General features: G+C 60.9%; 12 protein-coding genes. 1 reads left to right on the top strand and 11 read right to left on the bottom strand.

Annotated features, from left to right (window positions below):
* Nucleotides 1-140: 140 nt before the first annotated feature.
* The 9 genes from QP922_RS01075 to glmS form a co-directional block, all read right to left on the bottom strand.
* Entirely contained in the window at nt 141-569 is a 429-nt protein-coding gene (locus QP922_RS01075) for a hypothetical protein (RefSeq protein ID WP_070673529.1), read from the bottom strand.
* A gap of 75 nt (nt 570-644) precedes the next feature.
* Complete coding sequence (gene tsaD / locus QP922_RS01070) at nt 645-1,697, bottom strand: tRNA (adenosine(37)-N6)-threonylcarbamoyltransferase complex transferase subunit TsaD (RefSeq protein WP_284807404.1); 1,053 nt, start codon at nt 1,695-1,697, stop codon at nt 645-647.
* Nucleotides 1,694-2,221: a GNAT family N-acetyltransferase gene (locus tag QP922_RS01065; protein WP_284807403.1), complete on the bottom strand. Its 528-nt coding sequence runs from the start codon at nt 2,219-2,221 to the stop codon at nt 1,694-1,696. Before QP922_RS01065 ends, tsaD begins: the two co-directional genes overlap by 4 nt.
* Entirely contained in the window at nt 2,218-2,892 is a 675-nt protein-coding gene (tsaB, locus tag QP922_RS01060) for a tRNA (adenosine(37)-N6)-threonylcarbamoyltransferase complex dimerization subunit type 1 TsaB (RefSeq protein ID WP_284807402.1), read from the bottom strand. The genes QP922_RS01065 and tsaB overlap by 4 nt, the downstream gene beginning before the upstream one ends.
* Nucleotides 2,892-3,413, bottom strand: coding sequence for a hypothetical protein (locus tag QP922_RS01055; protein WP_284807401.1), 522 nt, complete (start codon nt 3,411-3,413; stop codon nt 2,892-2,894). Before QP922_RS01055 ends, tsaB begins: the two co-directional genes overlap by 1 nt.
* Nucleotides 3,414-3,509: 96 nt before the next feature.
* On the bottom strand, nt 3,510-5,102 hold the full coding sequence (locus QP922_RS01050) for an aspartate:alanine exchanger family transporter (RefSeq protein ID WP_284807399.1): 1,593 nt from the start codon (nt 5,100-5,102) through the stop codon (nt 3,510-3,512).
* A 1-nt stretch (nt 5,103) separates the two neighbouring features.
* Entirely contained in the window at nt 5,104-5,568 is a 465-nt protein-coding gene (tsaE, locus tag QP922_RS01045; RefSeq protein ID WP_284807398.1) for a tRNA (adenosine(37)-N6)-threonylcarbamoyltransferase complex ATPase subunit type 1 TsaE, read from the bottom strand.
* A complete protein-coding gene (gene alr, locus QP922_RS01040) occupies nt 5,558-6,655 on the bottom strand; it encodes an alanine racemase (protein WP_284807397.1) in 1,098 nt (365 codons plus the stop codon). Before alr ends, tsaE begins: the two co-directional genes overlap by 11 nt.
* 67 nt (nt 6,656-6,722) lie before the next feature.
* The gene (glmS, locus tag QP922_RS01035) at nt 6,723-8,594 is read right to left on the bottom strand and encodes a glutamine--fructose-6-phosphate transaminase (isomerizing) (protein ID WP_284807395.1); all 1,872 of its coding nucleotides are present in this window, start codon (nt 8,592-8,594) and stop codon (nt 6,723-6,725) included.
* A 152-nt stretch (nt 8,595-8,746) separates the two neighbouring features.
* Between glmS and QP922_RS01030 the strand changes: the two genes are divergently transcribed.
* Entirely contained in the window at nt 8,747-9,577 is an 831-nt protein-coding gene (locus tag QP922_RS01030) for a dienelactone hydrolase family protein (RefSeq protein ID WP_284807394.1), read from the top strand.
* A gap of 64 nt (nt 9,578-9,641) precedes the next feature.
* On the opposite strand, the gene QP922_RS01025 is transcribed toward QP922_RS01030, so the two are convergent.
* Both QP922_RS01025 and QP922_RS01020 read right to left on the bottom strand, forming a co-directional pair.
* The gene (locus QP922_RS01025) at nt 9,642-9,875 is read right to left on the bottom strand and encodes a hypothetical protein (protein ID WP_284807393.1); all 234 of its coding nucleotides are present in this window, start codon (nt 9,873-9,875) and stop codon (nt 9,642-9,644) included.
* Nucleotides 9,876-10,225: 350 nt separating this feature from the next.
* Nucleotides 10,226-11,920 (bottom strand): zinc metalloprotease, encoded by a 1,695-nt coding sequence (locus QP922_RS01020; protein WP_284807524.1) that lies wholly within the window; start codon nt 11,918-11,920, stop codon nt 10,226-10,228.

The following is an 11,920-nucleotide window of genomic DNA, read 5'->3' as shown; positions in this document are numbered from 1 at the left end:
CTCTCGCGCGCGCGAGAGTTATCACGTTTCGCCTCACGACCTCGACTAATGCGAAATCAGAAACGCAAACGTGTGAAAACAAAAGAGACGCGCGGGCCCTGTGGGGGCCGTTGCGTCGTGGGAAGGGGCGTTAGCGCTGTTTAAACCTGCTTATCCGAGTTGATAACGGCGGCGCGCCACAGCTGGTACTCCTCCGGGTTGTCCTCGTGGTAGGTCTTCACGGCGCGGATGCCGTACTCGACGGCTTCCTTGACCTCGTCGATGTTCTTGTCATCGCCATCAGCGGCGACGAAAATAACCGGGCCACAGATGGAGCGGATCGGGTCCTGGAGGAAGGCAGAGTTGCCGGTATCAGCGGCGTTGCGGGCCAGGGACGCCACTGGGTTCGGGTCGGCGCCTTCGGCCTTGGCGTTCGGGTTAAACAGCGCAGCGTAGGTCTGGCCATCATCCTGGAAGGCAACAGAAACGCGGTCCTCGGTGGTACCGCCGAGGAACTGGTTGGCGTGCTCGAGTTCGAACTCGATGGTGCGGCGGGACAGGTCCGGGTTGACGAGGAAACCAGTGGTCATAACGACAGCTCCTTGATTGGCGGGTGAGAAAGAGTCGCCTGCCAGACTACCGGTGCGCTGGGCTTCCCGCATCCGCTAGCGCGCAGCGGCGACGAGCGGAATTTCCACCTCTAGTTGGGTATCGGTCCCGCAGTCCAGCCCGGAAGGCTCTGCGCCTTCATGGATGAGTTGGGCGGCGATAGCGGCAATCATGAGGCCGTTGTCGGTGCAGAGGGAAAAGCGCGGCACGCGCAGCTCAATACCGGCGGACTCGCAGCGCTTCGCCGCCAGCGCGCGCAGCCGGGAGTTGGCCGCCACGCCGCCACCGAGCAGCAGCACCTTGGCGCCGGTGTCCTGGCAGGCGCGCACCGCTTTGGCGGTGAGCACATCGGCCACCGCCTCTTGGAAGGATGCACACAGGTCCTCCACCTGGATTGTCGAGCCTTCGCGCTCGGCTTTTTCCACGTGGCGCGCCACCGCGGTCTTGAGGCCGGAAAAGGAGAAGTTGTGGCGGTTGGGCCCGCGCAGGTCCTCGGCTTTGGACAAACCTCGCGGCAAGTCGATGGTGGGCTCGCCTTGGGCGGCCAGCTTATCGATGACTGGCCCTCCCGGATACCCCAACCCCAGGAGGCGGGAGACTTTGTCGTAGGCTTCGCCGGCGGCGTCGTCAAGCGTGGTGCCTAGCTCCCTCATGGGTTTGCCCACTGCCTCAACTTCGAGGAGCTGTGTGTGGCCGCCGGAGACGAGCAGGGCCACCGAGTGCGGCAGCTCCTCGCCCTCCAGGTTGGCCACCGCGACGTGTCCGCCGAGGTGGTTGACGCCGTAGAAAGGCACGCCCCACGCGGAGGCGAAGGCTTTGGCGGCAGAAGCACCGACGAGGAGTGCACCGGCCAGGCCCGGCCCCACGGTGGCGGCGACCGCATCAGGCTTGTCGACGCCCGCCTCCTTAAGCGCCGCCGTCATCACCTGCGGCATGGCCTCAAGGTGGGCACGGGAGGCGATTTCCGGAACCACGCCGCCGAAGCGGGCGTGCTGCTCCATAGAGGAGGCGACGACGTTGGCGCGGATCTCCATGTGGCCGTTGTCAGACAGCTCGATGATGCCCACGCCGGTTTCGTCGCAGGAGGACTCGATGCCGAGGATTATCATCTCTCACTCTTTCGTGGTCGGTACATGGTGTGGGCGTCCGCGCCGGAAGGCTGGTAGTAGTTGCGGCGCAGGCCGTTGATGACAAAATCATAGGCCTCGTAGAGGCGGATGGCGGGATCGTTACCCACGCGGACTTCGAGGAAGATAGGTGCGTCGTGGCTGTCGGCGAGTTCGACGATGGCATCCATCATCATCCGCGCGATGCCGCGGCGCTGGGCCTCGGGTGCGACACCAATGGTGCGGATTTCGTACTCCGGCCACGCGGCGGGGCCCATGCGGCCGACGCCGGCATAGCCTACAACGTGGTTGTCATCGCAGTCTGCGTGGTTGTCATTATGGCCCACGCGGTTGTCATCATGGTCGACGTGGTTGACGCTTGCGTCAACCACCCAGTAGGTGGTGTGCCCCGCAGCAAGTTCCTGTTCGAAGGCGCGGGCAGGCCAGGGGCTTTCGCCGGGGAAGAGGACTTTTTCCAGCTCGGCGCAGCGGGGGACATCGCCAAGCGTGAACGGGCGCAATCTCATGATTCAGTAATGTCAATGCCGCCGATGAGCGCCGTTGAACGAGGCGTGGCCTGCGGGACTTTCGCATCGGGGCGGCGCAGGTAGAGCGGTACGAGCGGGGCCGGTTCGGACTCGAGGTCAGCGCACGCGACGAGACCCGCAGCGCGCGGGGTATCCCATTCGCGGGAAAGGCCGGTGAGGGCCTCGGGAAGGCGCGGTGCGATAGCCTCCGGGAAGATCAGGCGCGGGGAAAAGCCTGCAGGCACCGTGAGATCTTCCGGCCTGGTGACCTTCGGTCCGCTGACGCGGTTCCCCTCAGAGTAGGTGGCCCAGTAGACCTCCTTGCGGCGGGCATCGATGCCCACGAGCCACTCCCCTTCGCGGCCCTGCGCGATGGCATCGAGCGTGCACACGCCATGCACGGGCAGCCCCAAAGCCACGCCCAGAGCGGAGGCCGTCGCCATGCCCACACGCAGGCCGGTGAAGGGACCCGGACCGGTGCCGACGACGATGGCGGAGAGGTCGGGGTAGGTCAGGGAGGCGTCGTTAAGCAGCTGCTCAATGGTGGGAATGAGCTGCTCGTTGTGAGCACGCGTATCGCTAACGACGCGGTCGACGCTGTCACCCGTGGTGGTATCGACGATGCCCGTGACGAGGTCAGTCGTGGCAGTGTCGAGTGCGAGAACCTTCATTAGCCTGCGAAGTGCCAGCGAGTGGAGTCGTCATCCTTCTCAGCGCGCAGGAACTGCATCGGCTGCTGCGGCTGCACCGGGTACACTGCGGCGATGTCCTGGCCCTGAGCCTTCGCCGCCTCAACCTGCGTGAGCACATCACGGCACAGGTCAACGTTGGAGCGCTGCAGCTTCTCCGCCGAGTACTCCTGCTCAGTCGACATGGTGACGAAGTAGTTCACGTCATCAGCCACCTTGCCGTCCTCGAAGTCGATGCCGGCCTCGGCCGCGGGAATATCAGAAAGCTGCTCCTCCGTGGTGCCCGGGCACACGATGAGGCCCGCAACCTCCTCAGGGCCGTAGACATCCGGCACAATAAGCGCAGCGAAGTCGAGGTTCTTTGGGTACTTCTCCAGGGTTTCCGCCAGAGTCGAGGACGAGTCTTCCTCCGTGTGGGTCATCGACAGGGCGATGAGCGCTGCAAGGAAGACGGCGAAGCCGCCGATGACGACAGTGGTAATGAATTGGCCAAGCTTGTTCATAAAGATTAAATCGCTCCTAAAAAAGGGAGGTGCAGTACGTGCTCATCCTACGTGACTGCCCTCCCCTGCCCCTGCACGACCCAGTGCAGGAACTCGTTAGACGATGATCAATGCCAGCATCTGACACATGAGAATCTTGCCGATAATGGTGGTCGGATACACCGTGGCATAGCCGCGTTCCGCCAGCTGGGTACCGGTCTGCGAGTTCAGGTAGGCCATCACTGCAGGGTTAGTAGTCATACCAGCGGCCACGCCCATGGACTCATCAAACTTAAGGCGCAGAACCAAGGTGCACACGATACCCAAGCCGATGGCAGCAACGAGGGACAGAACCAGGCCCACGCCCATGTACTTCAGCGACACCGGATCAGAGAGAGCATCACGGAACTGACCACCGGCAGAAGTACCCACGCCCGCCAGGAAGAGTGTGAGTCCCAGGGTAGAAATCGTCTGCTTCGCGTGGAATGGCATCTGCCAGTGGATGCGGCCGGTACGGCCCAGGGCACCAAGAATGAGGCCCACCACGATGGGTCCGCCACCGAAACCGAAGGACAGCGTCGTGCCGCCGGGCAACGGAATTGGGATAGCGCCGAAAAGCAAACCAATGAGCAGGCCGAGGGCAAAGGGGAGCAAGTCCACGTTGCCGAGCTTGGACTCGGAGTCACCGAGGAAGTTTCGGACGTCGTCAAGCCGGCCCGGAGCAGTGACCACACGGACACGGTCCGAGTAGTAGAGCACGGTGTTGTCGTTCGGCACGATTTGGGTATCACCGCGGCGAATACGGGCAATGAGGAAGCCCTGGCTCAACGTATCCAATTCCCCAATCGTGCGGCCGGCTACGTTTGGATTCGACACCGTGAGACGGCGGTAGATCAGGCCGTCTTCCTCGTGGAGGTGCACCTCGATTTCTTCACCCAAGATGGCAATCGCGCGCTCCAACGACGGAATCGTGCCGTTAAGCAGAAGCTCCATACCCGCATGCAGCTCCATGTCTGGATCAGCAAGGACGTGCTCGTTGGACTTGCGGAGGCAGCGGGTAGCGATGACGGCCTCACCCGTGTACTCCGCAATTTCGCCCACGGTCACGCCAGGGTCCTTGGTCAGGCGCACGGCCTTCCACTTGAGGGGCTCAGAGAGCATGCCTTCCTCTTTGGCATCTTCGACGTGGTTGACGCGGAAGACCTTGGCGCCAATCGCAGCCACCAGGATGGTGGCGATGATGCAGCCTGGGTACGCCAGGGAGTAGCCAACGACAGGCGCGCTGTTTCCTCCCAGGGTTTCCACCACCGCAGCCATACCCGGCGTAGAGCTCTGGGAGCCGGCTAGCATACCGACGGCTTGCGCTGGGTCAAGGTCGAACATGCGCACCGCACCAGCAGTCAAGCCGGCGAGGACGAAGAAGAAGACAATGACGACCAGTGACATCTTCCAACCACGGCGGCGGAAGTCCTCAAAGAAGCTGCGGCCGAAGTTTAGACCGATGACGTAGACGAAGATGGCGAGGCCAAACTGGTACACGAATGGTGGGATCACAATGTCCGGGTTAGCTGCGGACAGGCCTAGGGCGACGAACATGGCTGCCGCCGCGCCGAGCGAGATACCAAAGAAATTGATCTTGCCGATGGCCAAACCCACCGCCATGATCAAGAAGAGAGTCAACAGGGGTTGCTCGGCGAGAAACGTCAGCACATTAATTCACCCATTTCCACGAAAAAACACGGCTATCATCCTCTGCGTCACGATTGATCGAGACGAACAGATAGGAATCTGACAGACGCTCCATGAAGCCACCACCCCATTCGGCAACGACAACAGCGCTGTCGATATCGGTGTCCAAGTCTAAACTATCCAACTCCCCTAATGGATCATCAGAATGGTCAAGAAGACGGTAGGCATCGACGTGAACCAACGCCGGCCCACCCACGATTGAGGGGTGTTCCCGGGCAATGACGAACGTCGGCGAGGTCACCCTCCCCTTTACCTGCATACCGCTGGCAATCCCCTGGGTAAAAGCTGTTTTTCCGGCCCCCAAAGGTCCGTCAAGAATGACCAAATCCCCGGCTTCCAGTGCTGCACCGAGCTCTTCGCCGAGCGCATGGGTGTCTTCAACTGCAGCGGCAGTACGAGTGCCCTCGTGGGGAAAATCACTTCGCATTGTTATCTCCTTCACGGTAAAAACGCTCGGTGCGCCCGGTAGGGCGGCATACAATTTCATAGTTAATAGTCCCCGCCGCCTTCGCGAGCTCCGTGGCACTCATTCCGCCTTTACCGAAGATAACGGCGCGATCCCCCGCTTTCACTCCACGCTCATTGGCGCCAAGGTCCACGATGATCTGGTCCATGCACACGCGGCCCACCTGCGGGTAGAGCTCACCGCCGAGCCCCACCTGCAGTGCTCCTTGAAAGGCTCGCGGTAGTCCATCGGCATAGCCCACCGCCACAGTGGCCAGCTGGCGGTCGCTGTCGGCGGTCCACGTTAGACCGTAGCTTGTGGACTCCCCTTCCGAAATCGGCTTCACGGCCACCACGGAGCTCTCCCACGTCATTGCTGGAATCAGTCCATGGTCGCTCCCAGCCACGGGTTCGAGCCCATAGAGAGCCACGCCGACGCGCACCTGGTCAAAACGTGCGGAAGGACGCGTGAGTGCCGCTGGGGAGTTGGCCACGTGGTTGACCGGGCACTCAAGGCCGAGGCCACGGGCACAGGCTAAGGCCTCGCGGAATTCTGCCTCTTGGCGGTCATTGTGCGGATGCCCCGGCTCGTCTGCGCACGCAAAGTGGGACATGAGGCCAAGGACGGTGAGGGTGGGGGCGTCGCGAAGCAGTGCGAACGTCTCTTCCCACAGTTGCTTGTCGACGCCCGATCGGTGCATCCCCGTCTCCACCAACACGAAGACCTCGGCGCGGCGCCCAGTGGCAATCAGCGCACGGGCGTGCTCGAGAGACGGGATACCGATCTGAATGCCCGCATCCAACGCCGGCGTGAGGTCCTCCTTCGGATCCCACAGCCACGCTGCGATGGGGGTCTTTGGGATAACGCCACGCAATGCCACCGCCTCCTCCAGCGTGGCCACGCCGAAGGAATCTGCACCTGCTGCTTCCATGACGGGAGCGACACGCTCGATGCCGTGGCCATAGGCGTCTGCTTTGACCACACACATGAGGCGGGCTGGGGCCGCCACGTCCTTCATGTAGGCGACATTATGGGCAATGGCATCGAGGTCGACGGTGGTTTTCAGCATGTCCCTTATTGTGCCACGAGCGGGCAGGAGCCTTAGACTCGCTGCCCGCTCGATGGGGAGTGTGGATTTATTCCACGGTGACGGACTTCGCTAGGTTACGCGGCTGGTCGACGTCGTAGCCCTTGGCGGTGGCCACACCGCAGGCAAAAATCTGCAGCGGGACGGTAGCGAGCAGGGGCTGCATGAGCGTCGGCGCCTGCGGGATACGAATGATGTGGTTGGCGTAGGCCTCGACGGCTTCGTCGCCTTCCTCCGCAATCACGATGGTGATGGCACCACGGGCGCGGATCTCCTGGATGTTGGAGACCACCTTGGAGTGCAGGGAATCACGACCGCGTGGGGACGGAACGATGACGAAAACCGGCTGACCTTCCTCGATGAGGGCAATCGGGCCGTGCTTAAGCTCGCCGGCAGCAAAACCTTCAGCGTGGAGGTAGGCAATCTCCTTGAGCTTCAGCGCGCCTTCAAGTGCCACCGGGAAGCCAACGTGGCGGCCCAGGAAGAGCACCGACTTAGCGTTCTCCATGGCGTTGGCCAGGTCATAGACCTGCTTTTCGTTCTTGATGACAGCCTCGACCTTGTCCGGCATGGCGCGGAGCTCGTTGAGCACTCCAGTGACCTCGTCGGAGAACATGTTGCCGCGCAGGCGCGCCAGGTACAGGCCTAACAGGTACGTTGCAGTGATCTGCGCGAGGAAGGCCTTGGTGGACGCCACAGCGATCTCCGGGCCTGCGTGGGTATACAGTGCGGCATCGGACTCGCGCGGGATGGAGGAACCCTGGGTGTTGCAGATGGCAATCACCTTGGCTCCCTGCTGGCGGGCGTGGCGCACGGCCATGAGGGTATCCATGGTTTCGCCCGACTGCGACAAAGCCACGACGAGGGTCTTCTCATTCACGATGGGGTCGCGGTAACGGAACTCGTGTGCAAGCTCAACCTCACACGGAATGCGGCACCAGTGCTCGATAGCGTAGCGCGCAACGTGGCCGGCGTACGCGGCGGTACCGCAGGCAATAACAATGATCTTGTCGATGGACTTGAGCACCGACTCGTCGATACGGACTTCGTCGAGTACCAGGTTGCCGTTCTCATCCAGACGGCCCAGCAGCGTATCGCGCACAGCAGCAGGCTGGTCGTGGATCTCCTTCTCCATGAAGGAGTTGTAGCCGCCCTTCTCAGCAGCTGCGGCGTCCCACTTGATTTCAAAAGGCTTGCCCTGTGCAGGCTTGCCGTCGTAGTCAGTAATTTCAATCTCGTCCGCGGTAATGGTCACGACTTGGTCGTTGTCCATCTCCACGGCGGACTTGGTGTAGTCGATAAAGCCAGAAACGTCCGAACCCAGGAAGTTTTCTCCCTCACCCAGGCCGATAACCAGTGGCGAGTCACGGCGCGCTGCCACAATGCGATCAGCCTGGTCAGAGTGAATGGCGAGGAGGGTAAACGCGCCTTCAAGGCGAGCACAGGTCAGCTGCATCGCCTTGGTGAGATTCTCACCAGCTTCGTTGTGGAAGACGTCTGCCAATAACGTGGCGGCGACCTCGGTATCCGTTTCGGACACGAAGTTGTGGCCCTTGGCCTCCAGCTCGTGCTTCAGCTCGGCGAAGTTCTCGATAATGCCGTTGTGTACGACGGCGAGCTTGCCGCCATCCACCACGTGCGGGTGGGCGTTAAGATCCGTCGGTCCGCCGTGGGTAGCCCAACGGGTGTGGCCAATGCCTAGGACCGAATCCTTGAGCGGGCGGGCTTCGATTTCGGCTTCGAGCGCCGCCACCTTTCCGGCTTTCTTGCGCCAGCCGATGCCACCATCGGCATACATAGCAACGCCCGCGGAGTCATAACCGCGGTATTCGAGTCGGCGCAGGCCTTCCAGCACGACGTCTTGGGCATAGTAGTCACGACCATCAGTGTTATGGCCTACATATCCAACAATTCCACACATGAAACTGGATTTTACAGCACGTATCACCATGTTGACGGTCTGGGAGGGGCAGTTTTCTGCCGCGGGCCTGACCTTTGCAGAAACACTTTCCAATCCCCCTCCCCGTAACCTATTCCACCTGTGCGGGCAGTCTTTCCTCTATTCTGTAAAGCGTGTCTGCGAATTTGAAGAAGCATCTCGGTACGTTGTCCAAGCGCGGCCCGCACCGCGTCCTCGTTGGTGACCTGTCTTATGCAGGAATTGAGGGCAAGGTGTACACCCCGTCTGAAGGAAAAGGCCTGCCTGCTGTGGCCTTTGCCCACGATTGGACGAAGAGCATCAAGGATTACCACGCTACGCTGCGCCACCTTGCTAGCTGGGGCATCGTCGTCGTTGCTCCCGATACGGAAACCGGTGCTTTTGCCAAGCACCGCAACCTCGTTGCCGACGTTGAATCGGCCCTGCAGATTGCTACCGGCGTCAAGCTGGGCGCAGGCAAGATTTCGGTCTCCGCCTCCAAGTTGGGCGTGGTCGGCCACGGTATGGGCGGCGGTGTAGCTACGCTCGCGGCCGTGGATAACCCCAAGGTCCGTGTCGTAGCGGCTCTCTACCCGGCCGACACCTCACCGTCCGCGGTTAAGGCGGCCCACACTGTGAAGGCTCGCGGTCTTATTATCGGTTCTGGCCAGGATGACATCTTCCGCGCCGGTAACCCCGCCAAGCTGGCGAACGCTTGGGGCGGACCGGTGGCCTACCGTGAGATTGCTAAGGGCACGCAGTCGGGTTTCAGCGAAGATAAGTTCTTCAAGCTCGCGCTGGGCTCCGGCTTTTTCCAGGGCTCTGCAGTGGAGACCGCCCGCGGTCTCGTCACCGGGTTCCTTCTTAGCGAGCTAGCGGGTGAGTCCAAGTACGACGCTTTCGCGGCTGCCGACGCTTCCGCCAAGGGCGTAGAGAGCTTCACCGGTGAGGCTTTGGCCAAGCGCGCCGGCTTCGAACGCGACTAAATACGTTTCAACTAGAAGGCGCCGCAAGGCGCAACTCTTCCTTCGACTACAGCAGGACGGTCAGTTATCCGTCCTGCTGTAGTCGTTGCTGCTTTAGTTGTTGCAGTCGAGGAACTTCAAGAAAGTACCAGGCAATAAGTGCAATGCCCGGCAGAAGCAACTGAGCGGCCGTCCACAGCTTTATGTGCGCCATATCTCTGTCGTATTTAATCTCAATGCCAAGCACAACAAAAGCCACCAAGAGGTACAGCATGGGAAGAACGCCCCACAACACGTCATAAAGCCAAGGCACTGTCATGCGGCATTCTCCTCACCCTGGTTGATACGTGCAGTAGCCAGTAACGCCAAAGTATCACAAGGATTTAAAGGCAGACCAGACCTGTTCCTTTGCCTTTTGTCAGCCGCGTCTGAGCACCGATTGCACTTGACCCCGGGTGCGACCGCGACTTTGGCCTCGGCTACCCGGCGCGGGCCTCGACGGTTGGTTGCTTCTTTGCCCCTCTGGGTGCGTTTGGGCTTGAGCAGCGCGCTGCGCAGACTTTTCCAGGTCCTCTTGTGCTTTGGCCATCACCTTTTCAAACTCCAATAACCGAGCTGCGGTGCGCTCACGGAATCCGCGGGCAAACTCATCGAAATCGTTGTGCGGCATTACCACTGCCCTGCCTTTCGTGCGTGTACGGATGGAGATTCGGAACTCGGAGCTTCGGGAACATCATTCTGTTCCATCGGCGGAGCTGCATCCGGTTCGGGGGCCGGGGCTTCAGGCGCAGTAGCTCCAGCTGCCTGCACATGTGCGATTTTCTCTGGCGGCGGAGTCGGTTCCGGCACTGTATTGAGCTCAGGTGGCGGGGCGATCACGCCATCATCGCTTTGAGGCACCGGCTCGGGTTCGGGCGCAGGCTCCGGCTCAGGTTGGGGCTCTGGTGCGGGTTCAGGATCCGGTTCCAGCTCTGGCTCGGGCAAGTTCTCAAAGAAGTCTTTCGCGGCATCAGCCAGAAGACCCAGCCCCACTAGGGCAATGCCCACGCCGAGGATTCCCAAGACACCACTGCATGATTGTTCAGGAGTGCATTCCTCTTCATCGGCAGCCTCATCCGAGTCTTCGCAGTCCTCGATGTCCTCTTCTACCGTGTCAACATCCTCTGACTGCTCAGGTTCTTCTGGCTCTACTGGCTGTTCTGAAGGTATCAATTCCTCCGAAGGAACCTCCTCTACCGGAATTGGTGTTCCTGCATCTGCTGGCGTGGTGTTACAGTCCTGCTCCTCCTCACTCTTTTCGCTCTTGTCGCAGCCGCATGAGTGAGCGTTCTTCTCTTCCTGCTCCTCCTGGCAACCACAAGGTTTCACGGTGTCTTCAGCAGTCTCGGGCTCAGACTCTCGTTTTGGTTTTGGAACCTCGTCCTCTGGCTCCGGTGTGACAACACTCTGTGGTGTGGTCTCCGGTGGGCACGGCTCGGACACTTGCTGGGGCTCAGTCTGTGGATCGGTGTCCTTTTCTGGGACCGGCTGCCTTGTAGCTTCGGGTTCATCAGAAGGCTGCGGTTTCGGAGTCGGTTCAGGCTCCGAAGGTTGGCTTGGGGTAGGTGGGCTCGACGGCTCAGCTGGTGTAGCGGGCTGAGCAGGCGCCGTCGGCGTGGCTGGCGCGGTTGGCTCACACGGTTCAGGAGATGGCTGAGGACACTCCTGCTTATCCTCTTCGCGGCCGCACTCGGGGTTCGGAGGTGTTTCGGGGAGCTCACGCTCACACACCTCACTGCAGCGCCTTTCAAACTCGCAATAGCAGTTCTCGATGGCGGTATCGCGGTCACGACAGGTTTGCGTGATCGTGTCATTTGTCTGCTCAATAAGGTCACTGCCGATAGATGAGATACCAGGCGCAATGAGTTTTCCCAACGGGTGACGCTGCAGCAGCATCGTCAAAATGTTGAGTAGTGGAATGACTGCGGAAATGAGTTCCGTCAAGGCGGAATCGGAGACATCGACAACATCCTCAATGGCATCGGAGCATTGCTGCGCGGACTCCACGAGGTTATCGGCTTCGCGGCGTTCCTCTTCAAAGTCATCCTGAACGCCGCGCAAACGATCCATGATCGCTCCCCCGGCCAACGTCAACACGGTTCCAAGGAGAAATTCCTTCAGCCCATTGCCTCCACCCCAAGGCCGGCGAGCCCCCATCGCTGATGCAGTGCTGGCCACAAGGTCCCCAGGGTTGATTCCGTCGACCGAGCCGACCATATCCCCCAATAACCCAATTGGTGTGCTGGGCCCGGCGTAGCTGCCCATGCTCGCGGCTTGGAACTGGGACACCGCCTGTGAATAGTCTCCCAGCAGGGATTTAACCAT

The organism is Corynebacterium sp. MSK218 (assembly GCF_030232655.1).
GTDB lineage: Bacteria > Actinomycetota > Actinomycetes > Mycobacteriales > Mycobacteriaceae > Corynebacterium.
The sequence above is the reverse complement of the archived record's forward strand: the minus strand, read 5'-3'. Positions and strand labels throughout refer to the sequence as shown.